The sequence below is a fragment of the Shewanella sp. SM101 genome, assembly GCF_025654465.1.
GTDB classification, from domain to species: Bacteria; Pseudomonadota; Gammaproteobacteria; order Enterobacterales; family Shewanellaceae; genus Shewanella; species Shewanella oncorhynchi.
This window is the reverse complement of sequence record NZ_JAKKRH010000058.1, coordinates 1-24,631: the sequence shown is the minus strand read 5'-3', so window position 1 is coordinate 24,631 and position 24,631 is coordinate 1. Positions and strand designations below refer to the sequence as shown.

Below are 24,631 nucleotides of genomic sequence, written 5' to 3'. Positions count from 1 at the left end.
AATCTGAGCCATGATCAAACTCTTCAATTAAAGTTTTGTTGCTTCCGTCTTGCGACTTCAGCGGCTCAATGAATTCTGATTTTTTGTTTCTAACTAAAGAAACAAACTGTACATATTACTATGAACACTCATTGTTACATTGATTTAAATTTTTGACTGCCAACCCGAAGGCTAAGCAGTTTCGATTAACTCAACACCTGTGAGTGTCCACACAGATTTCTTGTTTTATCTTGTTAAAGAGCAACTCAACCTCGTAAGAGAAGGTGAGTACCACACTGAGCGTAGAACGCTTCCAGTTGGCTAGGGCTGTGTATTCTACGCATTTCCCGTTTTGCGTCAAGGAGTTTTTTACAACTTCTTGCTGCGCTTGAATTAAGTGCTTAAAAGCTACTCAATTCAACCTAACTCGTTAGCTGGCTTTCGCTGTCTGCCGTGTCAGTGGATGCGCATTATAGGCAGTGAAACTTTTTGTGCAAGGGCTTTTTAAATGAAAAAAGATCGCATGGCGATCTTTTAAACGATGGCGATTATTTTACATGCAAAGTGCCCATTAATTGGGCTTTTTGCTGCCTTTATCGATAAAACCTTGGATTAGCGAGACGGCTTTTACGTCATCCCAATCAACATAGGATCGAACAAAGGCAATTAATTGACCCTGTTGATCAAGAATAAAGGTCGCAGGAATCGTGTCGAGCGGAAAAACGTTCCCAAGACTTTGTGGTTGATCGTAGTAAGAGTTGAAATTCGCCATACCCAATGAACTTAAGAACGGCTGAACCTGCTGCTTACCTTCTGCATCAATAGAGATAGGCAGTACGACAAAATCTTCAGTCTTGAACTTAGTTGCTAACCTTTCGATTGCAGGCAACTCTCTGACACATGGCGGACACCAAGTCGCCCACATGTTAACCATAATGATCTTGCCTTTAAATTGGCTGAAGTCGATAGCTTTACCATCGACATCATTAAAGGCAACAGGCTCAATAGGAAAAGTCTTTGGCAGTACATTGATCAAATCAACCGTTGATTCCATCGGTTTAGCCGTTTGCTGCATACCAGGGTACGCATGCGCGACCCCAGCAACAAATACCGAAAGAATGGATGACAACATGAATGCCGTTATGACTTTATGCTTCATTTTGTATTGCGCTTTAGCAAGGTATCTAACTCGCGCTGATCTTCTGCGCTAATTTCGTTCGGCACATTACCGCCAATACGTTGCTTACGAATGAAGATAAATCCAATCACTAGACCCAGAAGTAATAAACCAATAGGACCTAACCAGAGAATGTAGGTCTTGGTTTCCATCTTAGGTTTATAGAGAACAAACTCACCGTAACGACTGGTCATAAACTCGATGATCTCATCATCCCCTTTTCCTTCGTCAACCATCTTGAATACCTCAAGACGCAGATCTCGAGCAACGGGTGAATTGGAGTCGATCAAATTTTGGTTTTGACACTGTGGACAACGTAGTTCATGGGCCAAAGACAAACCGCGCTTTTGATTTTCAGGCGACTTGAATTCGTAAGTATCAACTGGTGTTGCCATGACAGCGGTCGTCATGCTGAACATCAGCACTAGACCACCTATGATTTTTATCAGCGTTCTCATGCTGCGCCATCCTTCGCTGCTTCAGCTTGTAATTGTTGGATCATAGGGTAAAGGGTTTCACTCCATACGCGTTGGTCTATTGGACCTGCATAACGGAAACGGATAATACCGTTGTGATCAACAATAAAACTCTCTGGTGCACCATAAACGCCAAGATCTAATCCTAAACGCCCATCTTTATCATAGATATTAACGTTGTAGGGATCGCCCTGACGTTTTAACTCTTCTAACGCAGGAACACGCTCATCACGATAGTTGATCCCGTAAATTGGCAAAAGATTTTTACGTTTTAGCATCACTAAGAAAGGATGCTCATATTTACAAGATGGACACCACGTCGCCCATACGTTAAGTAATGATACCTTACCTTTTAATTGCTCATTCGTTATTATCTCAGCTGGTGTTTCTAGGCGTTCCAGTTGGAAAGCCGGAATAGGCTTCCCTTCCAGTGCTGAATCCAATTGCTGCGGATTCAGAAATAACCCTTTATATAGAAACACCCCCATGGCGAGAAATATGACCAATGGGATAAACAGAACCAACTTCTTCATACATTCCCCAATTATTGAGCCGTTGCCAATTTTGCCTTTTCGGCCAAAGGCGCGACGGCTGCAGTGACTTTCGCACGGTAACGTTTATCCGATGCAGCGAAGAATCCACCTATCATCATGAAAATTGCCCCAAACCATAACCAACGCACGAACGGCTTATAGTTTAAACGAACCGCAAATTCAGTGCTGGTAATAGGGTCGCCCATAGTCACGTACAAGTCACGGAATAGACCCCAGTCAATACCGGCTTCTGTCATATCCATAGTTCGCACATTATATTGACGACGATCGGGTTTTAGTAATGTCAGTAGCTCATCGCCCTTGTAGATCTCTATCTGTCCCTGCTGTGCAGTGTAGTTAGGACCCACGACGTTTTTGGTCTCGAGATACTTAAAAGTATAACCGGCGAGCTCTTGGCTTACACCAGGTCCCATACGAACACTTTTCTCAATCGAGTAATTTGACACCATAGTGGCACCAATCACAGAAACGGCAATACCGAGATGCGCGAAGATCATACCAAGCTGACTACGGCCCATGCGACTGATGCTGATATCACCTTCTTTCGACTTGACCATGTTATAGGCCGCTCTTGCGGTAGCCAGAATAATCCAAGCCGCGGCAGCAATACCAAAGGCAACCCAAATATTGAATGCACCATCGACGATAAATGGCGTCACAATACCGATAGCAGCAGCAATCATTGCTGGGATCAATAGCTGACGCTTAAGCTCGCCCGCTTTCGATTTTTTCCAACGAATAATTGGACCAATACCCATAAAGCCAAATAGCACTAATACGATAGGCACGAACACCGCATTAAAGTATGGGGGTCCAACAGAGATTTTACCCATGCCAAGCGCGTCGATGAGTAATGGATATAATGTACCCAATAGTACCGTACCTGCGGCAACCGTCAGTAGCACGTTACATACTAAGAGCATTGTTTCTTTAGACTTAAGCTCGAAACGGGCAGGACTACTCATTTCACTGGCACGTAAAGCAAACAGTGTTAATGAACCGCCAACAGCTAAACCAAGTAACAACAGGATAAACATACCGCGGCTTGGATCGGCTGCGAATGAATGCACTGAGGTTAATACACCTGAGCGAACAATAAAGGTACCAAGCAAACTTAAAGAGAAAGCGAAAATAGACAGTAATACAGTCCAGTTACGGAAGGCGCCGCGTTTCTCAGTCACAATCAAAGAGTGAACAAGCGCAGTACCCACTAACCAAGGCATAAAAGAGGCGTTCTCAACAGGATCCCAGAACCACCAACCGCCCCAGCCTAATTCATAATAAGCCCACCAAGATCCTAGTGCGATACCGCCCGTAAGGAAGGTCCAAGCAGCCAATGTCCATGGACGAGTCCAACGAGCCCATGCAGAATCGAGACGGCCGCTCATCAGCGCAGCAATCGCAAATGCAAAGCTTACAGAGAAGCCCACATAACCCAAGTACAACATAGGAGGATGGAAGATTAATCCCACGTCCTGCAGCATTGGATTTAAGTCACGACCTTCGGCTGGGATCGGGAATAAACGTTCAAATGGGCTAGATGTGAGTAGCATAAACAAACTAAAGCCAATCACAATAAGAGCCAATACTGCCAGCACACGGGCAGTAAACACTTCTTCTAAACCTTTGCTAAACAAGGCAACCGCAGCCGCCCAAGTTGATAAAGCAAACACCCAAAATAACAGTGACCCTTCATGACCGCCCCATACGGCCGAGATCTTAAAGAAGATAGGTAACTGAGAATTTGAATGATGTGCCACATAGGCGACCGAGAAATCATCGACGGCAAAACTATAAGCCAGCACGACAACAGATAAGGTAATAAAAAAGAACATTCCGTACGTTAATGGCCAAGCGTACCTAACAAGGTATTGGTCTTTTCTGGCAACACCTATTAGGGGGACGCTGATTAATAAGAAGGCAAAAGCCACCCCTATTATCAACGCAAAGTGTCCAAGTTCTGGGATCATGGGTTTTCCTCAGTCTTCAATAATATGTTGATTTAGAAAGACTCTATCTCAACGCACAACATGCTATTCACGCAAATGCACGAAATTTTGCTCATTTTAGTATTTGCTATTGTTCCTGTCTGCCTCTTTCGTACAAAACTGGGTTACTTGTCTCATTCTCAATTTTAGAGGTCGATGAAAGTCACGGAAGAGGCTCAGTTCTGCATGTGACCGACAAATGACACTTAAGTTTCATACAAAATTTACAAGAAGAATCAATTTGTGAACCAGTGCCCAACTATAAGCTTTCAGCACTGGGATTACCTTATATTACTGTTCAATGAACAATCTTTACGTATAATCTTGCTTCCAAGCCTAGCGGTTACTCCGCTTTCTGCAAACTAAAGTGAATATAGAAACAATGACGACATTTTGGATTTTTATTGCGCTTGTTATGTTAGTCGGCCTGATGCTGATTTGGATCCCGCACTTCAGACAGCAAAAATTGCTGAAAACGGAAGAAGCTGGAGTTCGTAAACAAACGAACCTTGAATTGTTCAATGAGCGCTTAGGCGTTCTTGAAAAAGAATTAAGTGAAGAGCTACTCGATCAAGCCGAATTTGATGCATTGAAGAAAGAACTGGAAATCAGTCTACTCCAAGACATCAAACAAGCGAACGACGATTCACTGGTCAACCAAATAAAGCCAAAGACGATTCTGTGGCCGTCGATCATGTCAGTTTGTTTGATTGTCATCTCAGGCTATCTCTATCAACACTTAGGTGCCTTCGAGAATATTGATAGTGCTCAACAACCTGCGAATCCACATGCAGGAATGGATACGGCTCAAATCATGATGCAACGCGTGCAGATGATGGAAGCTCAAGTTAAAGCCGAGCCAGAAAACAGCCAACTGTGGTTTAGCTTAGGTCATGCTTATGTATCAGCAAACCAATATGATAAAGCGATTGCGGCTTTCGATAAAGTAATCGAATTAGTCGGAAAGCATGCAGAATTGCTCGGTCCAAAAGCAACGGCGATGTATTACAAAGCGGGTCAACAAATGACACCGCAAATCCAAGCTCTTATCGATGAGTCCTTAGCTATGGATGCCCAAGATCCTTCAACGCTACTGCTCGTGGGTATGGATGCTTTCTTTACTGCTGACTACAAGAAAGCCATCACCTCTTGGCAAACGATTTTAGATAGCGGTCGTGCCGACGTTGATCGTGCAGCTCTTATGAATGCAATCGAAACCGCTAACTTACGCATGCAGTCGGAAACCGCTGGCATGCCAAATGATGATGCACATAAGCAAGTCAAAGCGAGTGCTAAATCTGTCAATGTCACTATATCTATCTCTGCAGAACTTGCGGCTAAAGCCAGTCCAGAAGACACCATTTTCATCTTTGCCCGTGCAACTGAAGGACCTAAAGTCCCATTAGCTGCAACCAAAGTCAGTGCTAAGTCTTTCCCGATTACAGTGACATTAGATGACAGCAGCGGTATGGGTGGTGATGTAAAGTTAAGCGATGCAGCCAATGTGGAAGTGATTGCTGTACTGTCTAAACAAGGTAATATCAAACCGCAAACGGGTGATATTCAAGGCAAGATCAGTAAAGTCGCCGTAGGCGATACAGCGAACCTAGTACTTGATACTCAAGTGCAATAAATCGCAGTTAATTGCAGATATAAAAAAACCGGCTTTCGCCGGTTTTTTTATATCTGAAGAATTACTTAGCTGTAGACATAAATTTGATAGCAGCTTTGTAATCATCATCAGTACAATCAGTACACATACCGCCTGGTGGCATAGCATTCAGACCGGTTTTCACACTCTTCACTAGAGCGTCAACACCCTTAGCTAAGCGTGGTTCCCATTCTGCAGCGTTGTGCACTTTTGGAGCACCAGCAACACCCATGCTGTGGCATACGGTACATGCCTTATTATAAATAGCCTCAGCATCTTGAGCTGAAGCGTTAACTGACATAGTCAAAGCAGCGACAGCAGTCATTGCTAACAGTTTTTTCATGTTCAATGTTCCTAATGCAAATACGTACAAAGCTCGGCGCCGCCCTTACTTAGGCAGACTCATTATAGCCGACTAAGATTACTACAAACTTCAAGAAATCTCATCTTTTTGTGATTAGAATCTCAACACAAAATGAATCAGGCGACAAGGATGACAAATTCGTTAATATATTAGCAAGTCGTAAAAAAGTTCGATAAATATTGCGGTTATTGGAACCACATCATATTGCTGACATCTAGTGCAAACCAAGAGTAAACCCCCAATAACGTTTGTGTTAGAATGACTTGTGTTTCCTTCCGGCTTGAGATAGAGGGTTCAGTGACAAATATAACTAAAGAAACCACATTAGTGTCAGCCAGCAAGCTGACCTGTATCCGCGAAGAACGTATCCTTTTTGATGAGTTAAGTTTTGATATAAATGCCGGTGACATTGTTCAGATTGAAGGCCCTAACGGCGCAGGAAAGACCAGTTTATTACGCATATTGGCGGGCCTTTCTCGCCCCTATGCCGGACAAACTTTTTACATTAATGAAGACATAAACCGTTGCCGCGATGAATACAATGAAGACCTCTTGTATTTAGGCCATTTAGCTGGCGTGAAATGCGAGCTGACTGCCGAAGAAAACCTTAATTTCAATTTAAGAATCAGTGGTTATGATGACTTTGATACGTCAGAGATTTTAGCAAAAGTCAATTTAACGGGCTTTGAAGAAGCTCTCGCGGGGCATTTATCCGCAGGCCAGCATCGCAGAACAGCGCTATCAAGATTGTGGCATAGCAACTGTAAAATTTGGATCCTTGACGAACCTTTTACTGCAATTGATAAAAAAGGCGTCGAAGAACTGGAGCAGTTATTTATTCAGCATGCGGATAATGGTGGTTGTGTGATCCTCACAACTCACCAAGATATGGGCATTATCACAGATGATAGGCTTCGTAAAATTCGTCTCGATTATCGCTTCATATAAGGTCAGGCTCAATGAAAAGAGGCATCAGTTTTACCCAAGCATTTTTCACCTTGCTGCAGCGAGATCTTAAAATTGCTATTCGCCACCGCGGCGACATTTTTAACCCACTGCTATTTTTTATTATGGTCGTTACCTTGTTTCCGCTGGGAATTGGACCAGAGCCGCAAATGTTAGCACGTGTGGCACCGGGGATAATTTGGGTAGCCGCATTATTAGCATCAATGTTGTCACTTGAAAGGCTTTTCAAAGCCGACTTTAGTGATGGTAGCTTAGAACAAATGCTATTAAGTCCGCAGCCATTAGCCATTCTCGTATTAGCTAAAGTGTTAGCCCACTGGATTTTAACTGGTGTGCCACTGATTATTATCGCACCACTGTTAGCGGTATTACTCAATCTAGATGGCAACAGCTACGGTGCGTTAATTTCGACGCTTGCGCTAGGCACGCCAGTATTGTCGCTGTTAGGTGCTATTGGTGTGGCATTAACCGTCGGTCTAAGGAAAGGCGGCGTATTACTCAGCTTACTTATTTTGCCCCTATATATCCCAGTACTCATTTTTGCAACGAGTGCCATAGACGCGGCAGGAATGAATTTACCCTATGATGGTCAGCTCGCTATAATAGGCGCTATGCTGGTCGGATCGTTAACCTTAGCACCTTTTGCAATTGGTGCATCTCTGCGAGTGAGTACTAACTAAAATGTGGAAATGGTTACACCCTTACGCGGATCCTGAACGCGCATATAAATTATCAGGAACGTTATTTCCATGGTTTGCGATCTTAGCCGGTCTATTGATTGCTGTTGGCACTACATGGGGACTCGTCTTCGCGCCGACGGATTACCAGCAGGGTGATAGCTACCGTATTATCTTTATCCATGTTCCTGCCGCGTCTATGTCAATGGCGGCTTATATGGGTATGGCAACCGCAGCCTTTATCGGTCTAGTTTGGCAGATAAAACTTGCCGACTGGGCTGCAGCATCTATTGCGCCTATCGGCGCAGTGATCACCTTTATCGCACTCTTTACCGGAGCGGCATGGGGTAAACCTATGTGGGGTGCTTGGTGGGTATGGGATGCACGCTTAACTTCAGAGCTGGTATTACTATTCCTATATCTAGGTGTGATCTCGCTCTATGCCTCATTTGAGGATAAAGTGCTCGCAGCGCGTGCAGCAGGGATCTTAGCGATCGTTGGTGTGATCAATATTCCCATCATCAAATACTCAGTTGAATGGTGGAGCTCATTACATCAACCGTCGACAATACGCATTACCGAGAAATCGACTATGTCGACGGAAATGCTTTATCCACTGCTAATTAACATACTGGGCTTCGGTCTTATGATTGGCGCTATCACTATTGTTCGCTTTAGATCAGAAATTTTAGCAAGAAATGGCATGCGCCCTTGGGTCCGTGAACTAGCTAAAGCGGAGGAGGTCAAATGATGCAATTCGATTCAATCAGTGATTTTTTTAATATGGGCGGCTATGCATTCTATGTATGGCTATCCTACGGAGTGACCTTCTTCAGCCTCTCTACGCTCATCATTACCAGCGCACGCCAAAAGCGTAAGGTGTTAATTGATATCGCGAAGAAGATGGATAGAGAAGAACGCCTAAAAGAAACTAGGAGTACTAAATCGTGAACCCAAGACGCAAAAAAAGACTGACATTAGCTGTAGCATTAATCGGTGGCGTTGCTGCGATTACTTCGCTTTTGCTCTATGCGCTGAACTCCAACTTGAACTTATTCTATACTCCGTCTGAAATTGTCCACGGCAAGACAGACACTGGCGTAAAACCTGAAATTGGCCAACGTATTCGTGTCGGCGGAATGGTGACGGTAGGTTCGATGGTGCGAGATCCCAAAAGCTTGCATGTCGAATTTGCAGTGCATGACTCCCTCGGCGGCGAAGTACTGGTCACTTATGACGACTTATTACCCGATCTTTTCCGTGAAGGACAAGGCATAGTTGCTCAGGGTGTACTGGGTGCTGATGGCAAACTAGAAGCAACTGAAGTACTCGCCAAGCATGATGAAAACTACATGCCACCAGAAGTCGCTGAAGCCATGGGCCAAAAGCACGAAAAGTTAGATTATAGCCAGCAAAAGGCACCTGATACTAAGTAGGTTATTGATGGAGCAGCAATAGCGTACAAACTAAGCCTCCTAGCTTAATAACTAGTGAGGCTTTTTTATTATCTGAATATGCACAATTAAAGGTGGACTATACTCTAGGCAGCGCCAATACCTAAGACTGCATATGATTCAAATGAGACAACTGAACTCTAGTTTGCAACACATTCTAAGCTTCCTAATTATCTGCTTGGTAGGCCTCTCTCATGAAGCCAATGCTGCTAAAGTTGTTGTTATCGAAAGCTACCATCATAGCTATCAATGGGACCAAGAATACTATCAAGCGATTTATGACACGCTCAGCCCTCACCATGATGTTAGTTATTTCGAGATGGATACCAAACGCTTACCCCAAGAGCAATTTGCTGAACGGGCTGACTTAGCATGGAAATACATTCAACAACAAGCACCTCAATTGGTTATTCTCGCCGATGATAATGCGGTTAATCTCTTACACCAGCGCCTAAATGACAGCCTAATCCCAGTAGTCTATTTAGGGGTGAATATGAATCCTAGAGAATATCATCTCAATGAACACAAACGCTTCACAGGCGTCATTGAGAGACCACTACTACGACGTTCACTACTGCTCATTCAACGTTTACTACCGCAAACTGTGCATAGAAAAATCTTAGTTCTATTCGACCAAGGAGTCACCTCTGACTCAGCGGCTGAATACATCAGTAAACAACACTCAAGCATGTTAGGCGATATCGAAGTTAATTTAGTGCAATTGTCACAGCTAACAGATTGGCAGCGGAATGTATTGACCGCGAAGGAACAGGGTTATAACGCTATAGTCGTGGCGCTATACCACACGGTTAGAGATGCAGATAATCGCTCGGTAGATGCAGATCAGCTCCTAAAATGGATATCTGAACATACTCCGGTACCGAATTTTGGGTTTTGGGGATTTAGTGTCTCTGCTGAAGGTAATATTGGTGGCTATGTTCTCGATGGCTATCATCATGGCAAGATTGCAGCGAATATGGCGACAAAAATACTCGGCGGCGAGAAACCCGAAAATATTTTCCCAGTAACAGATGATCTTGGAAAATACATGTTTAGCCAGAAAGGCTTAGCTAAATGGAATATCGTCCTCCCAAAAGAAATCGAGAAAACCACACTTTGGGTGAAATAGTCAAAAAGGCATAAAAAAGCCGGGCTAATGCCCGGCTTTTTAAAAGTGTAACCTTAATTACTCAGCAGCTTCAACATCAACAGCTTGAGCAGCTTCTGGGCGACCAACTAGCTCGATGTAAGCCATAGGGGCTTTATCACCAGCACGTAAACCGCACTTAAGGATACGGGTATAGCCACCAGGACGTTCCTGGTAACGTGGACCCAACTCAGTAAATAACTTACCAACGACTTCAGCGTCGCGAGTACGTGCAAACGCTAAACGACGGTTTGCAACGCTGTCACTCTTAGCAAGTGTTATCAGAGGCTCAACTACGCGACGCAGTTCTTTCGCTTTAGCCACAGTTGTCTTGATGATCTCATGACGAACTAGTGAACCGGCCATGTTGCGAAACATGGCTTGGCGATGACTGCTGTTACGGTTTAGTTGACGACCACTCTTACGATGGCGCATGACCTAATCCTTATAACCTAAATCTGTACAAACCTGAGACTTATAGGTCGTCTGCTAAACTAGCTGGAGGCCAGTTTTCCAAACGCATACCTAACGACAGTCCGCGAGAAGCTAAAACATCCTTAATTTCAGTAAGAGATTTCTTACCTAAGTTCGGGGTTTTCAGCAACTCAACTTCAGTACGCTGTACCAGATCTCCGATGTAATGAATCGCTTCGGCTTTCAAGCAGTTAGCCGAACGTACAGTTAGCTCTAAATCGTCGACAGGACGCAGCAGAATCGGATCGAATTCCGGTTTCTCTTCTTTCAGCTCTGGCTCAGTCACGTCACGTAACTCTACAAACGCATCTAGCTGTTCAGCCAGAATAGTTGCAGAACGACGGATAGCTTCCTCAGGATCGATAGTACCGTTTGTGGTCATATCGATAACGAGTTTATCTAAGTCAGTACGCTGTTCTACACGTGCTGCTTCTACATTGTAGGCAATACGTGCAACTGGCGAGAAAGAAGCATCAACCAGCAAGCGGCCGATTGGGCGATCATCGTCTTCGGTCTGTGCACGAGCAGATGCTGGTACATAACCACGACCACGCTCAACGCGAATACGCATGCTGATATCATTGTTACCTGTCAGATGACAGATAATATGATCAGGATTCACGATAGTGACATCACCATCATGCGTGATATCTGCTGCGATGACAGGGCCTGCGCCGGACTTGCTCAACGTAAGCATAGCCTCGTCTTTACCCTCGATGGTCACTGCTAACCCTTTCAGGTTTAACAAGATCTCAAGGATATCTTCTTGAACGCCTTCCTTACTGCTGTATTCGTGCAGTACACCGTCAATCTCGACTTCGGTAACCGCGCAGCCGGGCATAGACGACAATAGGATGCGACGCAACGCGTTACCTAAAGTGTGGCCGAAACCACGCTCAAGTGGTTCCAATGTAACCTTGGCACGTGTTGAGTTAACCTGCTCGATATCAACGAGACGCGGTTTAAGAAATTCTGTAACAGAACCCTGCATTGTGTCCTCTCTTGTTTGTTAGCCTTACTTAGAGTAAAGCTCGACGATCAGCTGTTCGTTAATTTCCGCAGACAAATCGCTACGTTCTGGAACGCGCTTGAAAGCACCTTCCATTTTCGCGTTGTCGACTTCAACCCATGTAGGCTTCTCGCGTTGAGCTGCCACTTCTAAAGCCGCTTTAATACGAGCTTGAGTACGTGACTTCTCGCGGATGCTCACAACATCATTCGCAGACACTTTGAATGATGGAATGTTAACAACACGACCGTTAACCATAATAGATTTATGGCTTACTAGCTGACGTGATTCTGCACGAGTTGCACCGAAGCCCATACGATAAACAACGTTATCAAGACGGGTTTCTAAAAGCTGAAGCAGGTTTTCACCTGTGTTGCCTTTAGTACGTGCAGCATCTTTGTAATAGTTACGGAATTGTTTTTCTAACACACCGTAAATACGACGAACTTTTTGTTTTTCGCGTAACTGAGTACCGTACTCTGACAAACGTGGCTTACGAGCGCCATGTTGTCCAGGTGCAGTTTCCAGTTTACACTTTGAATCGATTGCTCTCACACCGCTTTTTAAGAAAAGGTCTGTACCTTCTCGGCGGCTGAGCTTGAGCTTGGGACCCAAGTATCTTGCCATGATCTTTCTCCAACTATCCTAATGAAACGGCGTTATACACGACGCTTTTTAGGAGGACGACAACCATTATGAGGGATCGGCGTCACATCGGTAATGTTGGTAATTTTATAACCAACAGCGTTCAGCGCACGAATGGCTGACTCACGACCTGGACCTGGACCCTTCACAAACACTTCAAGGTTTTTTAAACCGTAGTCTTGAGCAGCAGCACCTGCACGCTCAGCAGCCACCTGTGCAGCAAATGGAGTAGATTTACGTGAACCACGGAAACCTGAACCACCTGAAGTAGCCCATGACAACGCATTACCTTGACGATCTGTAATGGTGACAATAGTGTTGTTGAAAGAAGCATGGATATGAGCCATGCCATCTGCAACCTGTTTACGTACGCGCTTACGCGGAGAACGTGACGGAACTTTAGCCATTGCTTTACCTTCCCGTTACTTTCTAATAGGTTTACGTGGACCTTTACGCGTACGCGCATTGGTCTTAGTACGTTGCCCACGGAGAGGCAGGCTACGGCGATGGCGGAGACCACGATAACAACCAAGATCCATAAGACGCTTGATGTTCATTGAAATCTCACGACGTAAGTCACCTTCTACTAGGTATTTGGCGACTTCTTCGCGTAGTGTGTCTATTTGAGCTTCGCTCAATTCCTTGATCTTAGCAGTTTCAGCGATTGCTGTAGCCGCGCAGATTGCTCTAGCGCGAGTACGGCCGATGCCGAAAATTGCAGTCAATGCGATGACTGTATGCTTTTGATCAGGAATGTTAATGCCAGCGATACGGGCCACTATGCACTCCTTAAAGTTAAAGGCCAACTGCGAAAAGCCCGAAAGGATACTCGACAGTCGACAGATTTGCAAACAAAATTTTGTTCAGCCCAATTCATGGGCTGAACAAATTACTTTTTAGCCTTGACGCTGTTTGTGTTTTGGTTCAACACAGATAACGCGTACAACGCCACTACGCTTGACGATCTTGCAGTTACGGCAGATCTTCTTCACGGAAGCTCGAACTTTCATTTCATCACTCCGTAAAGCTACTTAGCGACCAAAGCGATCTAAATTCGCTTTGTTAACTAGGTTAGCTTTCTTCATCACAGACTCATACTGATGAGACATCATATGCGTCTGAACCTGAGCCATGAAGTCCATGATTACGACTACCATAATTAGTAGTGAAGTACCGCCGAAATAGAACTGTACTTTCCACGCAATTAACATGAACTCCGGAATTAAGCAGATAAAGGTTATGTATAACGCGCCTGCCAATGTCAAACGGGTCATAACTTTATCAATGTAACGCGAAGTCTGTTCTCCAGGACGGATCCCAGGGATGAATGCACCACTCTTCTTCAAGTTATCTGCTGTTTCACGTGGGTTAAACACCAACGCAGTATAGAAGAAACAGAAAAAGATAATCGCTGTTGCATATAATAATGAGTAAAGCGGTTGTCCAGGTGAAACAGCCAGTGAAAAATCACTCAACCATGACATGGACTCATTTTGACCGAACCACTGAGCCAGTGTTCCAGGAAACAAAATGATGCTTGACGCAAAGATTGGCGGAATAACACCTGCCATGTTTATTTTCAGCGGTAGATGGGTACTTTGCGCAGCGAACACCTTACGGCCTTGCTGACGCTTAGCATAGTTAACGACGATACGGCGCTGACCACGTTCCACAAACACTACAAAATAAGTCACTGCAAACACAATTACCGCGAGCAACAACAATACTAACACATTCAAGTCACCTTGACGCGCCTGCTCAGCCGTTTGGCCGATAGCGGAAGGTAATCCAGCAACAATACCTGCGAAAATCAAAATCGAGATACCATTACCTATACCACGTTCGGTAATTTGCTCACCTAGCCACATAAGGAACATAGTTCCTGTCACTAAGCTTACAACCGCAACAAAGTAGAATCCAAATCCAATGTTGACCACAAGGCCTGGCACTAAGTTTGGTAACCCGGTTGCAATACCGACCGACTGGAATGTACCCAGCACTAAGGTACCCCATCTGGTATATTGACTGATTTTCTTACGTCCTGATTCGCCTTCCTTTTTCAATTCAGCGAGTGCAGGATGTACGACAGTCAACAGTTGCATGATAATCGATGCCGAAATGTACGGCATAATACCTAATGCAAAGATAGAGGCACGCTCAAGGGCACCACCCGAGAACATGTTAAACATGCCAAGGATGGTTCCACTTTGCTGAGCAAACAGCTCTGCTAATACAGCTGCGTCAATACCAGGAATTGGCACAAACGAACCGGCTCTAAAGACGATAATCGCACCAATCACGAACAGGAGGCGAGCTTTCAATTCTGAAAGTCCACCTTTCGCGCTTTTTAAATCAAGTCCTGGTTTTGCCATCGACGTATTATTCCTCGATCTTACCGCCGGCAGCTTCAATAGCTGCACGTGCACCTTTGGTTACCTTCAGACCTTTAACAGTCACAGGGCGCTCAATGGTACCTGAAAGAACAATTTTCGCAAACTGGATGTTGCGAGTTATTACGTTCGCATCTTTCAGAGCGTTTAAGTCGATAACATCACCGTTAACTTTTGCCAGTTCGAGTACACGAACTTCAGCTGTTACCATAGCGCGACGCGAGGTAAAACCAAATTTAGGTAAACGGATTTTAAGTGGCATTTGACCACCTTCGAATCCTGGGCGTACACCGCCACCAGAGCGAGACTTTTGGCCTTTATGACCACGACCCGCTGTTTTACCTAGACCTGAGCCCATACCACGGCCTACACGCTTTGGTGCATGCTTAGAGCCTGCAGCTGGAGATAGAGTATTTAAACGCATGTATTAATCCTCCACCTTAACCATGTAGTAGACCTTGTTGATCATACCGCGAACAGAAGGAGTATCTTCTAATTCAACAGTGTGACCAATGCGACGCAAACCAAGACCCGTTAGGGTTGCACGGTGCTTCGGTAAACGACCGATACCGCTTTTAGTTTGAGTAACTTTTACAGTTTTAGTTGCCATGGTGCATTACCCCCGAATTTCGTCAACATTCAGGCCACGCTTAGCTGCGATTTGCGAAGGTGACTTCATGTGCACCAAAGCATCGACAGTCGCGCGAACGATGTTGATCGGGTTAGTAGAACCGTATGCTTTTGACAGAACGTTATGCACGCCTGCTACTTCCAATACGGCACGCATTGCGCCACCGGCAATAATACCAGTACCTTGTGATGCAGGTTGCATGTACACAAGAGAACCAGTATGACGACCTTTAACTGGGTGATGCAGAGTACCTGCATTCAACTCAACGGTCACAATGTTACGACGAGCTTTTTCCATCGCTTTTTGAATCGCGGCTGGAACTTCACGTGCTTTGCCATAGCCATAGCCAATCTTACCGTTACCGTCACCCACTACTGTCAGTGCTGTGAAGCTAAAGATACGACCGCCCTTAACTACTTTAGAAACACGATTAACTGCAATTAATTTCTCTTGCAGATCGTCTTTTTGCTGAGCTTCTAATTTAGCCATTTTATAACCCCTTAGAACTTCAGGCCAGCTTCACGAGCTGCATCTGCTAAAGCAGCTACACGACCGTGATACTTGAAACCAGAACGATCGAACGCAACTGAAGTTACGCCTTTTTCGATCGCGCGCTCAGCAACAAATTTACCTACTGCTTTCGCTGCGTCTACGTTACCGGTACTCTTCAGTAGCTCTTTAACCGCTTTTTCTACGGTTGAAGCAGCTGCCAACACCTGAGCTTCAGGATTGATCACCTGAGCATAAATGTGACGCGGTGTACGATGTACAACCAGACGGTTCACGCCCAGCTCTTGGATCTTCTTACGAGCGCGAGTAGCGCGACGTAAGCGAGATGTTTTCTTATCCATATCGCGTTACCTACTTCTTCTTAGCCTCTTTACGGCGTACTACTTCGTCGTCATAGCGAACACCTTTGCCTTTGTATGGCTCTGGTGGACGGTATCCGCGAATCTCAGCAGCGACTTGGCCAATTAACTGTTTATCAACGCCACGTAGGACGATGTCAGTTTGGCTAGGGCACTCTGCAGTAACGCCTGCGGGCAGTTTGTGTACTAACGGATGAGAGAAACCTAAAGTAAGGTCGATATCAGCACCGACGAGTTTCGCACGGTAACCAACGCCAACTAACTTTAACTTACGCTCAAAACCTTGAGATACACCAACAACCATGTTGTTTACTAATGCACGAGTTGTACCAGCCTGTGCCCAAGCGTTAACAACGCCTTCAACAGGGAGGAACTTAACTACGCCGGCTTCAATAACAACATTGACCGCATTGTTGATCACTCGAGTCAGACTACCTTTTCCGCCTTTGACGGTAAGGGTCTGTTCGTTCAAGGTCACCTCTACGCCAGCTGGAATAGATACTGGTGCTTTTGCTACACGAGACATTCCTAGCTCCTTAAGCTACGTAGCAGATAACCTCGCCACCCATGCCTGCAAGGCGGGCGGCACGATCAGTCATCAAGCCTTTAGAAGTGGACACAATTGCGACACCCAGACCGCCCATCACCTTTGGTAGTTCGTTTTTACCTTTGTAAATACGAAGACCAGGGCGACTTACACGCTGGATAGTCTCAACGACTGGTTGGCCTTGGAAATACTTTAAAGTAACTTCCAGTTCAGGCTTGGCTTCATCTGCTACGGCGTAATCAGCAATATAACCTTCATCTTTAAGTAGTTTCGCAATTGCGACTTTCAACTTAGCTGAAGGCATCTTCACTGATACGTGGTTAGCAGCTTGGCCGTTACGAATACGGGTTAACATATCCGCAATAGGATCTTGCATGCTCATATTAGCTTACTCCGTGACAAGTGCTTACCAGCTGGCCTTACGCAGGCCAGGAACTTCACCACGCATGGTTGCTTCACGTAATTTGATACGGCTTAAGCCGAATTTACGTAAGAAGCCATGAGGGCGACCAGTTTGATTACAACGATTGCGTTGACGCGCAGCGCTGGAATCACGTGGTAGAGCTTGCAGCTTAAGAACCGCATCCCAACGATCTTCGTCAGAAGAAGCTGGACTTGCAATGATAGTCTTAAGAGCCGCACGCTTTTCAGCGTACTTGGCCACGAGCTGTGCACGTTTAGCTTCACGTGCTTTCATTGATGTTTTTGCCATTACGCTACCCTTATTTCTTGAATGGGAAGTTAAAAGCGTCTAACAAAGCACGACCTTCTTCATCATTCTTCGCAGTAGTAGTGATAACAATATCCATACCACGAATCTTATCGATTTTATCGTAATCGATTTCTGGGAAGATGATCTGCTCACGCACGCCCATTGCGTAGTTACCACGGCCGTCAAACGCTTTAGCGCTTAAGCCACGGAAGTCACGAATACGTGGGATTGCGATATCGACTAAACGCTCTAAGAATTCCCACATACGCTCACCGCGTAGGGTCACTTTACAGCCAATAGGGTAGCCTTCACGGATTTTAAAACCAGCAACTGACTTACGAGCTACAGTCACAACTGGCTTTTGACCAGCGATTGCAGTCATATCACGGACAGCATGGTCCATGATTTTCTTGTCTGCAACAGCTTCGCCAACACCCATGTTCAGGGTGATTTTCTCAATCCGAGGGACTTGCATGACACTGGTATAACCGAACTTTTTAGCAAGTTCAGCGACAACAGTCTCTTGGTATTTATCATGCAGTTTCGCCATCGTTTACTCCAATTACTTAACGAGTTCACTGTTCGATTTGAAGAAACGAACTTTTTTGCCGTCTTCAAAGCGGAAACCAACGCGATCAGCTTTGCCAGTGGCAGAGTTGAAAATCGCTACATTTGATGCTTGTATCGGTGCTTCTTTCTCAACAATACCGCCAGCTACACCCAATTGTGGGTTTGGCTTTTGGTGTTTTTTGACAAGATTGATGCCTTCAACAATCAATTTACCAGTAGGAAGGACTTGAGAAACTTTTGCACGTTTACCCTTGTCTTTACCTGCTAATACAATCACTTCGTCTTCACGACGTATTTTAGCTGCCATTTTGAAGCTCCTTACAGTACTTCTGGTGCCAGCGAGACAATTTTCATAAATTGCTCATTACGCAATTCACGTGTCACTGGTCCAAAGATACGAGTACCAATCGGCTGCAGGTTGTTGTTCAAAAGAACAGCTGCATTCCGATCGAAGCGAATGACAGAACCGTCTGGACGACGTACGCCTTTCTTAGTACGGACTACCACCGCGTTATACACATCGCCTTTCTTCGCTTTAGCGCGAGGAATCGCTTCTTTAACAGAAACTTTGATGATGTCGCCGATACCGGCATAACGACGATGAGAGCCACCCAAGACCTTAATACACTGAACTCTGCGTGCGCCGCTGTTACAAGCAACGTCAAGAGTCGATTGCATTTGGATCATTTTAAGTGCTCCGCTATCGTTACTACACAATTCCCACTATGGGACAATAAAAACACTCATTTTTGCTATTAATTTAGTCAAAAATGGCGCGCAAATATAACACCATAAAAGTGGAATGTATAGTATTAAAAAACAAACGGCCCCACATTCTGGAGCCGTTTACCTAAATACCTAATTAACTTAGGCCTTTGATACTACTTCAACCAGGGTCCAAGACTTAGTCTTAGACAAAGGACGACATTCGCGAATCGCTACTAAATCGCCTTCATTGCACTGATTCGTTTCGTCATGTGCATGGATCTTTGTCGTACGCTTAATGTATTTCCCATAAATTGGGTGTTTCACTTGGCGTTCGATAGCAACAGTAATGGACTTGTCCATTTTGTTGCTAGTTACACGACCCTGCAAAGTACGGATTTTATCAGACATTATGCACCCGCCTTAGAAGTAATAATGGTCTTAACGCGCGCAATATTACGGCGCACCAATTTCAGTTGATTAGTCTGAGTCAACTGACCAGTGGCGTGTTGCATACGCAGGTTGAACTGCTCACGCAGCAGACCAAGTAGTTCAGCGTTCAGTTCTTCAACGCTCTTTTCTCTCAGTTCGCTCGCTTTCATTACATCACCGTCTTAGTTACGAAGGTAGTCTTAATTGGAAGCTTGGCAGCAGCCAAAGCAAACGCTTCACGAGCGATCACTTCAGAAACACCATTCATCTCATAAAGAACCTTACCAGGTTGAATCTGACATACCCAGTATTCAACGTTACCTTTACCTTTACCCATACGCACTTCAAGAGGCTTAGAGGTAATCGGCTTGTCCGGGAAAACTCGAATCCAAATTTGTCCCTGACGCTTAATGTGACGTGTCATGGCACGACGTGCAGATTCGATCTGACGTGCAGTTAAACGGCCACGGCCGACTGCTTTCAGACCAAAAGTACCAAAGCTAACTTCGGTACCGTTCGCTAGACCGCGGTTGCGGCCTTTGAACATCTTGCGAAACTTCATACGTTTAGGTTGCAGCATTGCCGGCTCTCCTATTTACCACGAGGCTTGCGCTTAGGTTGCTGCTGCTTCGGCTCTTCAATCTGTGGCAGCATTCCGTCTAGAACTTCACCTTTGAAGATCCAAACTTTAACGCCAATCACACCGTATTGGGTGTGACTTTCAGATGTAGAATAGTCGATATCAGCACGCAAAGTATGTAAAGGTACACGACCTTCACGATACCACTCATCGCGCGCAATCTCAGCTCCGCCTAAACGGCCACTAACTTGTACTTTGATACCTTGAGCACCAATACGCATTGCGTTTTGAACTGCGCGCTTCATAGCACGACGGAACATTACGCGACGCTCTAATTGCTGTGCAATAGAGTCAGCAACTAACTTGGCATCTAGCTCAGGTTTACGGATCTCAGCGATGTTAATTTGAGCAGGAGTGCCAGCAAGTTTTGACACTGCAGCACGCAATACTTCAACGTCTTCACCTTTCTTACCGATCACAACACCTGGACGGGCAGTGTGAATGGTAACGCGGATGCTTTTCGCTGGACGCTCGATAACAATCTTAGATACTGAAGCAGCTTGTAATTTCTCTACAAGAAACTTACGCACTTCCCAGTCGCTGTTCAGGTTACTTGCGTAATCTGATTTATCTGCGTACCAGGTAGAGATCCAAGGCTTGGTGATACCCAGACGGATACCATTAGGATGTACTTTCTGTCCCATTGCTCTCTCCTAGCGATCTGATACAACCACAGTAATGTGGCTGGTACGCTTCATGATACGATCAGCGCGGCCTTTAGCACGTGGCATGATACGCTTCATAGTTGGGCCTTCATCTACGAAGACGGCTCCGACTTTAAGCTCATCAATATCCGCGCCTTCGTTGTGTTCGGCGTTTGCGATAGCTGAGTCAAGTACTTTTTTAACCAGTACGGCGGCTTTCTTGGGGCTGAAAGTCAAAATCTCGAGGGCCTTAGCAACAGGCAATCCACGAATTTGATCAGCAACCAGACGGGCCTTCTGCGCAGACGTACGGGCAAAACGATGTTTAGCTAAAACTTCCATCTTATTCCTCCCGTATTAACGCTTCTTCGCTTTCTTATCTGCAGCATGGCCGCGATAAGTGCGAGTTGGTGAAAATTCACCAAGTTTGTGGCCGATCATTTCGTCAGTTACGAACACAGGAACGTGCTGACGACCATTATGGACAGCGATGGTCAAACCAATCATATTTGGAATGATCATAGAGCGACGTGACCAAGTCTTAATAGGCTTTTTGTCACCGGCTTCCATCGCTTTCTCTACCTTCTTCAGCAAGTGCAGGTCAATGAAGGGACCTTTCTTGAGAGAACGTGGCATGGCGAATCCTCTTACTATTTATTACGACGACGTACGATGTACTTGTCAGTGCGCTTGTTACTACGAGTTTTATAACCCTTAGTTGGCACACCCCATGGAGTCACTGGGTGACGACCACCAGAAGTACGGCCTTCACCACCACCGTGTGGATGGTCTACTGGGTTCATTGCAACACCACGCACTGTAGGACGTATGCCTCTCCAGCGCTTAGCACCTGCTTTACCTAACTGGCGTAGCATGTGTTCGGCATTACCAACTTCACCAAATGTCGCGCGGCAATCAACTGGCACTTTACGCATTTCGCCAGAGCGAAGACGTAGAGTGGCATATGCGCCATCACGAGCAACAACTTGTACATAAGCACCTGCAGAACGAGCGATCTGAGCACCTTTACCAGGCTTCATTTCAACTGCGTGAACTACAGAACCTACTGGGATGTTGCGCAGTGGCATAGCGTTACCGGTTTTGATCTCGGCAGCAACACCAGACTGGATCTTATCGCCAGCTTGCATGCCTTTGGCAGCAAGAATATAACGACGCTCACCATCCGCATACAATACTAACGCGATGTTAGCAGTACGGTTTGGATCGTATTCCAGACGCTCAATCTTTGCAGGGATACCATCTTTATCGCGTTTGAAGTCGATTAGACGATAATGCTGCTTATGACCACCACCTACGTGACGGACAGTGATACGGCCAGTATTGTTACGGCCACCACTTTTAGATTTTTTCGCCAACAAGCCAGCAAAAGGTTTACCCTTGTGCAGGTCAGTGTTCACCACTTTAACTACGTGGCGACGACCTGGAGAGGTTGGCTTACACTTAATAACTGCCATGATAATTCTCCTTTGCTTACTCAGCGCCGCCGACGAAATCGATGTCAGCACCAGCAGCTAGAGTCACATAGGCTTTTTTCCAATCGCTACGACGACCAGTACGGCCACCAGTGCGTTTAGTTTTGCCTTTGCTCACTAAAGTGCGAACTGAATCAACTTCAACTTCAAATAGCTTAGCAACAGCAGCTTTAATTTCAGCTTTAGTTGCATCGATAGCTACGCGGAAAACAACAGTGTTGTGCTTCTCAGCGTTCACAGTGCTCTTTTCAGAGATATGTGGAGCGAGAATAACTTTTAGCAAACGTTCTTCGCGGATCATCATGCTAGCATCTCCTCGATTTGCTTCACTGCGTCAGCAGTCACAAGCACAGTGTTGAAGGCGATCAGACTCACTGGGTCTAGACCCGCTACATCACGAACGTCAACCTTGTACAGGTTACGAGCTGCTAAGAATAAGTTCTCATCAACTTCTGCAGTCACAATCAGAACGTCTTCAAGGTTCATTGCTTTCAATTTAGCTTTCAGCTCTTTAGTTTTAGGAGCTTCAACACCGAAAGATTCAACAATAACCAAACGCTCTTGACGTACCAATTCAGACAGAATGCTTCTCAGCGCGCCGCGGTACATCTTTTTGTTAACTTTTTGGCTGTGATCTTGGGTTTTAGCAGCGAATGTTACGCCACCACCACGCCAGATTGGGCCTTTAACAGAACCAGCACGAGCACGGCCAGTTCCTTTTTGGCGCCAAGGCTTTTTGCCTGAGCCAGTTACTTCCGCACGAGTCTTTTGAGCACGAGTGCCCTGACGCGCGTTTGCAGCGTATGCTACAACTACCTGATGAACCAGTGCCTCGTTAAAGTCACGGCCGAAGGTAGTTTCGGAAACTTCAAGAGCGCTTTGCGCGTCTTTCAATACCAATTCCATTACTATCTCCTCAGACCTTAAGCTTTAACGGCAGGCTTGATAATCAAGTCGCCATTGGTAGCGCCAGGAACAGCGCCACGGACTAGTAGCAGGTTACGCTCAACATCTACACGAACAACAACTAGATTTTGAGTAGTAACACGCTCGGCACCCATATGGCCTGACATTTTTTTGCCTTTGAATACGCGACCAGGCGTTTGGTTCTGACCGATAGAACCATTCGAGCGGTGCGACAAAGAGTTACCGTGAGTCATATCTTGAGTACGGAAGTTCCAACGCTTAACGCCGCCTTGGAAGCCTTTACCTTTTGATTGACCAGTAACATCAACTTTCGCTACGTCTGCGAAAATATCAACATTTAGCTCAGCACCAACTTCAATGCCCTCGCCTTCACCGTCTACCAAACGCATTTCCCACAAACCACGACCGGCTTCAACGCCGCTCTTGGCAAAGTGACCTGCTTCTGGTTTAGTGATGCGATTGGCTTTTTTGGTGCCAGTTGTAACTTGAAGTGCACGGTAGCCGTCAGTTTCTAAAGTTTTCACTTGAGTAACACGGTTGCCTGCAACTTCAATTACAGTAACTGGTATTGAAACACCATCTTCAGTGAAGATGCGAGTCATACCAACTTTACGACCAATAAGACCGATAGCCATCTCTCAAACCTCTTCTTACTAGGATCTCAATTAACCCAAGCTAATCTGTACGTCGACACCAGCCGCAAGATCTAAACGCATTAACGCGTCAACAGTCTTTTCAGTTGGCTCTACGATGTCAACCAGGCGCTTGTGTGTACGTAATTCGTACTGGTCACGAGCATCTTTATTAACGTGCGGAGAGATCAAAATGGTATAACGCTCTTTGCGAGTAGGTAGTGGAATTGGACCACGAACCTGCGCGCCTGTACGCTTAGCAGTTTCAACGATTTCCGCTGTAGACTGATCAATTAAGCGATGATCAAATCCCTTTAAGCGGATACGGATTCTTTGGTTCTGCATTGACCAGAGCTCCTAAAATGGACATATAAAAAATCACCCTCTAGCTTCTTCAATATAGAAAAGCAGAGCGAGATGATTTAACCGTTCGACTCCCAATCGGAGCCGCTATGATAATGATTAACTTCAGCGACTAATCATTTAATTCGTTAACCTAAGTCGACGAGGGGGCCATTATACCTATCTAAATCCGGATATCAAGCCCGCTGTGTAAATAGTCATCAAATAACTATTTAACTTCAGAGTGGCGAGCATTTTACACAAATTTGTGAATAAAACCAGCCCTCAAACAAAAAAGGAAGCCGAAGCTTCCTTTTCAAACTAATTTCTATCGCAATTAAGCGATGATTTTAGCTACTACACCAGCACCAACTGTACGACCACCTTCACGGATTGCGAAGCGTAAACCTTCGTCCATCGCGATTGGGCAAATCAGAGTCACTACCATTTTGATGTTGTCGCCAGGCATTACCATCTCTACGCCTTCTGGCAGTTCGATAGTACCGGTTACGTCAGTTGTACGGAAGTAGAACTGT

General features: G+C 45.4%; 40 protein-coding genes and 1 pseudogene. 7 read left to right on the top strand and 34 right to left on the bottom strand.

The features are described from left to right. Positions 1 to 550: 550 nt before the first annotated feature. Genes L5M38_RS21490 through L5M38_RS21475 form a run of 4 tightly spaced genes read right to left on the bottom strand, consistent with a single transcriptional unit; the run spans position 551 to position 4,156 of the window. Positions 551 to 1,138, bottom strand: a complete 588-nt coding sequence (locus tag L5M38_RS21490) for a TlpA family protein disulfide reductase (RefSeq protein ID WP_113941593.1) — start codon at positions 1,136 to 1,138, stop codon at positions 551 to 553. Beyond that, the gene (gene nrfF / locus L5M38_RS21485) at positions 1,135 to 1,614 is read right to left on the bottom strand and encodes a heme lyase NrfEFG subunit NrfF (protein ID WP_105251045.1); all 480 of its coding nucleotides are present in this window, start codon (positions 1,612 to 1,614) and stop codon (positions 1,135 to 1,137) included. The genes L5M38_RS21490 and nrfF overlap by 4 nt, the downstream gene beginning before the upstream one ends. Beyond that, positions 1,611 to 2,165 carry a DsbE family thiol:disulfide interchange protein gene (locus tag L5M38_RS21480; protein ID WP_105251044.1) on the bottom strand — a complete coding sequence of 185 codons (555 nt, stop codon included), beginning with the start codon at positions 2,163 to 2,165 and terminating at the stop codon, positions 1,611 to 1,613. The genes nrfF and L5M38_RS21480 overlap by 4 nt, the downstream gene beginning before the upstream one ends. 11 nt (positions 2,166 to 2,176) lie before the next feature. Further along, complete coding sequence (locus tag L5M38_RS21475; RefSeq protein WP_113941594.1) at positions 2,177 to 4,156, bottom strand: heme lyase CcmF/NrfE family subunit; 1,980 nt, start codon at positions 4,154 to 4,156, stop codon at positions 2,177 to 2,179. Between the two features lie 400 nt (positions 4,157 to 4,556). On the opposite strand from L5M38_RS21475, the gene ccmI reads away from it, so the two are divergent. After that, a complete protein-coding gene (ccmI, locus tag L5M38_RS21470; RefSeq protein ID WP_168827730.1) occupies positions 4,557 to 5,807 on the top strand; it encodes a c-type cytochrome biogenesis protein CcmI in 1,251 nt (416 codons plus the stop codon). 61 nt (positions 5,808 to 5,868) lie between these two features. Here the strand turns inward: ccmI and L5M38_RS21465 are convergent, their stop codons facing one another. Beyond that, a complete protein-coding gene (locus L5M38_RS21465; protein WP_105251041.1) occupies positions 5,869 to 6,168 on the bottom strand; it encodes a c-type cytochrome in 300 nt (99 codons plus the stop codon). 318 nt (positions 6,169 to 6,486) lie between these two features. Here L5M38_RS21465 and ccmA point away from each other — a divergent pair, with 318 nt between their 5' ends. The 6 genes from ccmA (at position 6,487) to L5M38_RS21435 (ending at position 10,415) form a co-directional block, all read left to right on the top strand. Next, positions 6,487 to 7,137 carry a cytochrome c biogenesis heme-transporting ATPase CcmA gene (gene ccmA, locus L5M38_RS21460; protein WP_131525727.1) on the top strand — a complete coding sequence of 217 codons (651 nt, stop codon included), beginning with the start codon at positions 6,487 to 6,489 and terminating at the stop codon, positions 7,135 to 7,137. Between the two features lie 11 nt (positions 7,138 to 7,148). Further along, complete coding sequence (gene ccmB / locus L5M38_RS21455) at positions 7,149 to 7,835, top strand: heme exporter protein CcmB (RefSeq protein ID WP_006079706.1); 687 nt, start codon at positions 7,149 to 7,151, stop codon at positions 7,833 to 7,835. Between the two features lies 1 nt (position 7,836). Continuing rightward, complete coding sequence (locus L5M38_RS21450; RefSeq protein ID WP_263170168.1) at positions 7,837 to 8,583, top strand: heme ABC transporter permease; 747 nt, start codon at positions 7,837 to 7,839, stop codon at positions 8,581 to 8,583. Continuing rightward, complete coding sequence (gene ccmD / locus L5M38_RS21445; RefSeq protein ID WP_263170173.1) at positions 8,583 to 8,783, top strand: heme exporter protein CcmD; 201 nt, start codon at positions 8,583 to 8,585, stop codon at positions 8,781 to 8,783. Before L5M38_RS21450 ends, ccmD begins: the two co-directional genes overlap by 1 nt. After that, positions 8,780 to 9,268 (top strand): cytochrome c maturation protein CcmE, encoded by a 489-nt coding sequence (gene ccmE, locus L5M38_RS21440; protein ID WP_105251038.1) that lies wholly within the window; start codon positions 8,780 to 8,782, stop codon positions 9,266 to 9,268. The genes ccmD and ccmE overlap by 4 nt, the downstream gene beginning before the upstream one ends. Before the next feature lie 133 nt (positions 9,269 to 9,401). After that, positions 9,402 to 10,415, top strand: a complete 1,014-nt coding sequence (locus tag L5M38_RS21435) for an ABC transporter substrate-binding protein (protein WP_263180267.1) — start codon at positions 9,402 to 9,404, stop codon at positions 10,413 to 10,415. A gap of 57 nt (positions 10,416 to 10,472) precedes the next feature. Here the strand turns inward: L5M38_RS21435 and rplQ are convergent, their stop codons facing one another. The 29 genes and pseudogenes from rplQ to tuf all read right to left on the bottom strand — a co-directional run. Continuing rightward, positions 10,473 to 10,868, bottom strand: coding sequence for a 50S ribosomal protein L17 (gene rplQ / locus L5M38_RS21430; protein ID WP_006083573.1), 396 nt, complete (start codon positions 10,866 to 10,868; stop codon positions 10,473 to 10,475). Between the two features lie 40 nt (positions 10,869 to 10,908). Next, positions 10,909 to 11,898: a DNA-directed RNA polymerase subunit alpha gene (locus tag L5M38_RS21425; RefSeq protein WP_006083574.1), complete on the bottom strand. Its 990-nt coding sequence runs from the start codon at positions 11,896 to 11,898 to the stop codon at positions 10,909 to 10,911. 24 nt (positions 11,899 to 11,922) lie between these two features. Continuing rightward, positions 11,923 to 12,543 carry a 30S ribosomal protein S4 gene (gene rpsD, locus L5M38_RS21420; RefSeq protein WP_006083575.1) on the bottom strand — a complete coding sequence of 207 codons (621 nt, stop codon included), beginning with the start codon at positions 12,541 to 12,543 and terminating at the stop codon, positions 11,923 to 11,925. 32 nt (positions 12,544 to 12,575) lie between these two features. Beyond that, positions 12,576 to 12,968, bottom strand: coding sequence for a 30S ribosomal protein S11 (gene rpsK, locus L5M38_RS21415; RefSeq protein WP_006083577.1), 393 nt, complete (start codon positions 12,966 to 12,968; stop codon positions 12,576 to 12,578). 15 nt (positions 12,969 to 12,983) lie between these two features. Continuing rightward, complete coding sequence (gene rpsM / locus L5M38_RS21410) at positions 12,984 to 13,340, bottom strand: 30S ribosomal protein S13 (protein ID WP_011787581.1); 357 nt, start codon at positions 13,338 to 13,340, stop codon at positions 12,984 to 12,986. A 117-nt stretch (positions 13,341 to 13,457) separates the two neighbouring features. Further along, a complete protein-coding gene (gene rpmJ / locus L5M38_RS21405) occupies positions 13,458 to 13,571 on the bottom strand; it encodes a 50S ribosomal protein L36 (protein ID WP_006083579.1) in 114 nt (37 codons plus the stop codon). Positions 13,572 to 13,592: 21 nt separating this feature from the next. After that, a complete protein-coding gene (secY, locus tag L5M38_RS21400) occupies positions 13,593 to 14,933 on the bottom strand; it encodes a preprotein translocase subunit SecY (RefSeq protein ID WP_007644459.1) in 1,341 nt (446 codons plus the stop codon). A 7-nt stretch (positions 14,934 to 14,940) separates the two neighbouring features. Then, positions 14,941 to 15,375, bottom strand: coding sequence for a 50S ribosomal protein L15 (gene rplO / locus L5M38_RS21395; RefSeq protein WP_006083581.1), 435 nt, complete (start codon positions 15,373 to 15,375; stop codon positions 14,941 to 14,943). A gap of 3 nt (positions 15,376 to 15,378) precedes the next feature. Continuing rightward, positions 15,379 to 15,561 (bottom strand): 50S ribosomal protein L30, encoded by a 183-nt coding sequence (rpmD, locus tag L5M38_RS21390; protein WP_006083582.1) that lies wholly within the window; start codon positions 15,559 to 15,561, stop codon positions 15,379 to 15,381. Positions 15,562 to 15,567: 6 nt separating this feature from the next. Then, the gene (rpsE, locus tag L5M38_RS21385) at positions 15,568 to 16,071 is read right to left on the bottom strand and encodes a 30S ribosomal protein S5 (RefSeq protein WP_006083583.1); all 504 of its coding nucleotides are present in this window, start codon (positions 16,069 to 16,071) and stop codon (positions 15,568 to 15,570) included. Positions 16,072 to 16,082: 11 nt separating this feature from the next. Further along, entirely contained in the window at positions 16,083 to 16,433 is a 351-nt protein-coding gene (gene rplR / locus L5M38_RS21380; RefSeq protein ID WP_006083584.1) for a 50S ribosomal protein L18, read from the bottom strand. Positions 16,434 to 16,443: 10 nt separating this feature from the next. Further along, entirely contained in the window at positions 16,444 to 16,977 is a 534-nt protein-coding gene (rplF, locus tag L5M38_RS21375) for a 50S ribosomal protein L6 (RefSeq protein WP_105251036.1), read from the bottom strand. Positions 16,978 to 16,987: 10 nt separating this feature from the next. Further along, positions 16,988 to 17,380, bottom strand: coding sequence for a 30S ribosomal protein S8 (gene rpsH, locus L5M38_RS21370; protein ID WP_006083586.1), 393 nt, complete (start codon positions 17,378 to 17,380; stop codon positions 16,988 to 16,990). Positions 17,381 to 17,404: 24 nt separating this feature from the next. Further along, positions 17,405 to 17,710 carry a 30S ribosomal protein S14 gene (gene rpsN, locus L5M38_RS21365; RefSeq protein ID WP_006083587.1) on the bottom strand — a complete coding sequence of 102 codons (306 nt, stop codon included), beginning with the start codon at positions 17,708 to 17,710 and terminating at the stop codon, positions 17,405 to 17,407. Between the two features lie 10 nt (positions 17,711 to 17,720). Further along, positions 17,721 to 18,260: a 50S ribosomal protein L5 gene (rplE, locus tag L5M38_RS21360; RefSeq protein WP_006083588.1), complete on the bottom strand. Its 540-nt coding sequence runs from the start codon at positions 18,258 to 18,260 to the stop codon at positions 17,721 to 17,723. 12 nt (positions 18,261 to 18,272) lie between these two features. Next, complete coding sequence (gene rplX / locus L5M38_RS21355; protein WP_006083589.1) at positions 18,273 to 18,587, bottom strand: 50S ribosomal protein L24; 315 nt, start codon at positions 18,585 to 18,587, stop codon at positions 18,273 to 18,275. 11 nt (positions 18,588 to 18,598) lie between these two features. After that, positions 18,599 to 18,967, bottom strand: a complete 369-nt coding sequence (gene rplN / locus L5M38_RS21350) for a 50S ribosomal protein L14 (protein WP_006083590.1) — start codon at positions 18,965 to 18,967, stop codon at positions 18,599 to 18,601. A 180-nt stretch (positions 18,968 to 19,147) separates the two neighbouring features. Next, complete coding sequence (rpsQ, locus tag L5M38_RS21345; protein WP_006083591.1) at positions 19,148 to 19,396, bottom strand: 30S ribosomal protein S17; 249 nt, start codon at positions 19,394 to 19,396, stop codon at positions 19,148 to 19,150. Continuing rightward, the gene (gene rpmC / locus L5M38_RS21340) at positions 19,396 to 19,587 is read right to left on the bottom strand and encodes a 50S ribosomal protein L29 (protein ID WP_006083592.1); all 192 of its coding nucleotides are present in this window, start codon (positions 19,585 to 19,587) and stop codon (positions 19,396 to 19,398) included. The genes rpsQ and rpmC overlap by 1 nt, the downstream gene beginning before the upstream one ends. Continuing rightward, complete coding sequence (gene rplP / locus L5M38_RS21335) at positions 19,587 to 19,997, bottom strand: 50S ribosomal protein L16 (protein ID WP_006083593.1); 411 nt, start codon at positions 19,995 to 19,997, stop codon at positions 19,587 to 19,589. The genes rpmC and rplP overlap by 1 nt, the downstream gene beginning before the upstream one ends. Before the next feature lie 11 nt (positions 19,998 to 20,008). Beyond that, on the bottom strand, positions 20,009 to 20,701 hold the full coding sequence (gene rpsC / locus L5M38_RS21330) for a 30S ribosomal protein S3 (protein ID WP_006083594.1): 693 nt from the start codon (positions 20,699 to 20,701) through the stop codon (positions 20,009 to 20,011). 9 nt (positions 20,702 to 20,710) lie between these two features. Next, the gene (gene rplV, locus L5M38_RS21325) at positions 20,711 to 21,043 is read right to left on the bottom strand and encodes a 50S ribosomal protein L22 (protein ID WP_006083595.1); all 333 of its coding nucleotides are present in this window, start codon (positions 21,041 to 21,043) and stop codon (positions 20,711 to 20,713) included. A 15-nt stretch (positions 21,044 to 21,058) separates the two neighbouring features. Next, positions 21,059 to 21,337: a 30S ribosomal protein S19 gene (gene rpsS / locus L5M38_RS21320; protein WP_006083596.1), complete on the bottom strand. Its 279-nt coding sequence runs from the start codon at positions 21,335 to 21,337 to the stop codon at positions 21,059 to 21,061. A gap of 14 nt (positions 21,338 to 21,351) precedes the next feature. Beyond that, entirely contained in the window at positions 21,352 to 22,176 is an 825-nt protein-coding gene (gene rplB, locus L5M38_RS21315) for a 50S ribosomal protein L2 (protein ID WP_006083597.1), read from the bottom strand. 16 nt (positions 22,177 to 22,192) lie between these two features. Next, on the bottom strand, positions 22,193 to 22,495 hold the full coding sequence (gene rplW, locus L5M38_RS21310) for a 50S ribosomal protein L23 (RefSeq protein WP_025008843.1): 303 nt from the start codon (positions 22,493 to 22,495) through the stop codon (positions 22,193 to 22,195). Beyond that, the gene (gene rplD / locus L5M38_RS21305) at positions 22,495 to 23,100 is read right to left on the bottom strand and encodes a 50S ribosomal protein L4 (RefSeq protein ID WP_113941598.1); all 606 of its coding nucleotides are present in this window, start codon (positions 23,098 to 23,100) and stop codon (positions 22,495 to 22,497) included. Before rplD ends, rplW begins: the two co-directional genes overlap by 1 nt. A 17-nt stretch (positions 23,101 to 23,117) precedes the next feature. After that, complete coding sequence (gene rplC / locus L5M38_RS21300; protein WP_006083600.1) at positions 23,118 to 23,756, bottom strand: 50S ribosomal protein L3; 639 nt, start codon at positions 23,754 to 23,756, stop codon at positions 23,118 to 23,120. Between the two features lie 30 nt (positions 23,757 to 23,786). After that, positions 23,787 to 24,098 (bottom strand): 30S ribosomal protein S10, encoded by a 312-nt coding sequence (gene rpsJ / locus L5M38_RS21295; RefSeq protein WP_006083601.1) that lies wholly within the window; start codon positions 24,096 to 24,098, stop codon positions 23,787 to 23,789. Between the two features lie 334 nt (positions 24,099 to 24,432). Next, a pseudogene (tuf, locus tag L5M38_RS21290) lies at positions 24,433 to 24,631 on the bottom strand (elongation factor Tu); the annotation flags it as partial.

Excerpts from the sequence above, each read along its gene's own strand:
- L5M38_RS21490 (WP_113941593.1), bottom strand. The coding sequence starts at position 1,138 with ATGAAGCATAAAGTCATAACGGCATTCATGTTGTCATCCATTCTTTCG.
- nrfF (WP_105251045.1), bottom strand. The coding sequence starts at position 1,614 with ATGAGAACGCTGATAAAAATCATAGGTGGTCTAGTGCTGATGTTCAGC.
- L5M38_RS21480 (WP_105251044.1), bottom strand. The coding sequence starts at position 2,165 with ATGAAGAAGTTGGTTCTGTTTATCCCATTGGTCATATTTCTCGCCATG.
- L5M38_RS21475 (WP_113941594.1), bottom strand. The coding sequence starts at position 4,156 with ATGATCCCAGAACTTGGACACTTTGCGTTGATAATAGGGGTGGCTTTT.
- ccmI (WP_168827730.1), top strand. The coding sequence starts at position 4,557 with ATGACGACATTTTGGATTTTTATTGCGCTTGTTATGTTAGTCGGCCTG.
- L5M38_RS21465 (WP_105251041.1), bottom strand. The coding sequence starts at position 6,168 with ATGAAAAAACTGTTAGCAATGACTGCTGTCGCTGCTTTGACTATGTCA.
- ccmB (WP_006079706.1), top strand. The coding sequence starts at position 7,149 with ATGAAAAGAGGCATCAGTTTTACCCAAGCATTTTTCACCTTGCTGCAG.
- L5M38_RS21450 (WP_263170168.1), top strand. The coding sequence starts at position 7,837 with ATGTGGAAATGGTTACACCCTTACGCGGATCCTGAACGCGCATATAAA.
- ccmD (WP_263170173.1), top strand. The coding sequence starts at position 8,583 with ATGCAATTCGATTCAATCAGTGATTTTTTTAATATGGGCGGCTATGCA.
- L5M38_RS21435 (WP_263180267.1), top strand. The coding sequence starts at position 9,402 with ATGATTCAAATGAGACAACTGAACTCTAGTTTGCAACACATTCTAAGC.
- rplQ (WP_006083573.1), bottom strand. The coding sequence starts at position 10,868 with ATGCGCCATCGTAAGAGTGGTCGTCAACTAAACCGTAACAGCAGTCAT.
- L5M38_RS21425 (WP_006083574.1), bottom strand. The coding sequence starts at position 11,898 with ATGCAGGGTTCTGTTACAGAATTTCTTAAACCGCGTCTCGTTGATATC.
- rpsD (WP_006083575.1), bottom strand. The coding sequence starts at position 12,543 with ATGGCAAGATACTTGGGTCCCAAGCTCAAGCTCAGCCGCCGAGAAGGT.
- rpsK (WP_006083577.1), bottom strand. The coding sequence starts at position 12,968 with ATGGCTAAAGTTCCGTCACGTTCTCCGCGTAAGCGCGTACGTAAACAG.
- rpmJ (WP_006083579.1), bottom strand. The coding sequence starts at position 13,571 with ATGAAAGTTCGAGCTTCCGTGAAGAAGATCTGCCGTAACTGCAAGATC.
- secY (WP_007644459.1), bottom strand. The coding sequence starts at position 14,933 with ATGGCAAAACCAGGACTTGATTTAAAAAGCGCGAAAGGTGGACTTTCA.
- rplO (WP_006083581.1), bottom strand. The coding sequence starts at position 15,375 with ATGCGTTTAAATACTCTATCTCCAGCTGCAGGCTCTAAGCATGCACCA.
- rpmD (WP_006083582.1), bottom strand. The coding sequence starts at position 15,561 with ATGGCAACTAAAACTGTAAAAGTTACTCAAACTAAAAGCGGTATCGGT.
- rpsE (WP_006083583.1), bottom strand. The coding sequence starts at position 16,071 with ATGGCTAAATTAGAAGCTCAGCAAAAAGACGATCTGCAAGAGAAATTA.
- rplR (WP_006083584.1), bottom strand. The coding sequence starts at position 16,433 with ATGGATAAGAAAACATCTCGCTTACGTCGCGCTACTCGCGCTCGTAAG.
- rplF (WP_105251036.1), bottom strand. The coding sequence starts at position 16,977 with ATGTCTCGTGTAGCAAAAGCACCAGTATCTATTCCAGCTGGCGTAGAG.
- rpsH (WP_006083586.1), bottom strand. The coding sequence starts at position 17,380 with ATGAGCATGCAAGATCCTATTGCGGATATGTTAACCCGTATTCGTAAC.
- rpsN (WP_006083587.1), bottom strand. The coding sequence starts at position 17,710 with ATGGCAAAAACATCAATGAAAGCACGTGAAGCTAAACGTGCACAGCTC.
- rplE (WP_006083588.1), bottom strand. The coding sequence starts at position 18,260 with ATGGCGAAACTGCATGATAAATACCAAGAGACTGTTGTCGCTGAACTT.
- rplX (WP_006083589.1), bottom strand. The coding sequence starts at position 18,587 with ATGGCAGCTAAAATACGTCGTGAAGACGAAGTGATTGTATTAGCAGGT.
- rplN (WP_006083590.1), bottom strand. The coding sequence starts at position 18,967 with ATGATCCAAATGCAATCGACTCTTGACGTTGCTTGTAACAGCGGCGCA.
- rpsQ (WP_006083591.1), bottom strand. The coding sequence starts at position 19,396 with ATGTCTGATAAAATCCGTACTTTGCAGGGTCGTGTAACTAGCAACAAA.
- rpmC (WP_006083592.1), bottom strand. The coding sequence starts at position 19,587 with ATGAAAGCGAGCGAACTGAGAGAAAAGAGCGTTGAAGAACTGAACGCT.
- rplP (WP_006083593.1), bottom strand. The coding sequence starts at position 19,997 with ATGCTGCAACCTAAACGTATGAAGTTTCGCAAGATGTTCAAAGGCCGC.
- rpsC (WP_006083594.1), bottom strand. The coding sequence starts at position 20,701 with ATGGGACAGAAAGTACATCCTAATGGTATCCGTCTGGGTATCACCAAG.
- rplV (WP_006083595.1), bottom strand. The coding sequence starts at position 21,043 with ATGGAAGTTTTAGCTAAACATCGTTTTGCCCGTACGTCTGCGCAGAAG.
- rpsS (WP_006083596.1), bottom strand. The coding sequence starts at position 21,337 with ATGCCACGTTCTCTCAAGAAAGGTCCCTTCATTGACCTGCACTTGCTG.
- rplB (WP_006083597.1), bottom strand. The coding sequence starts at position 22,176 with ATGGCAGTTATTAAGTGTAAGCCAACCTCTCCAGGTCGTCGCCACGTA.
- rplW (WP_025008843.1), bottom strand. The coding sequence starts at position 22,495 with ATGATCCGCGAAGAACGTTTGCTAAAAGTTATTCTCGCTCCACATATC.
- rplD (WP_113941598.1), bottom strand. The coding sequence starts at position 23,100 with ATGGAATTGGTATTGAAAGACGCGCAAAGCGCTCTTGAAGTTTCCGAA.
- rplC (WP_006083600.1), bottom strand. The coding sequence starts at position 23,756 with ATGGCTATCGGTCTTATTGGTCGTAAAGTTGGTATGACTCGCATCTTC.
- rpsJ (WP_006083601.1), bottom strand. The coding sequence starts at position 24,098 with ATGCAGAACCAAAGAATCCGTATCCGCTTAAAGGGATTTGATCATCGC.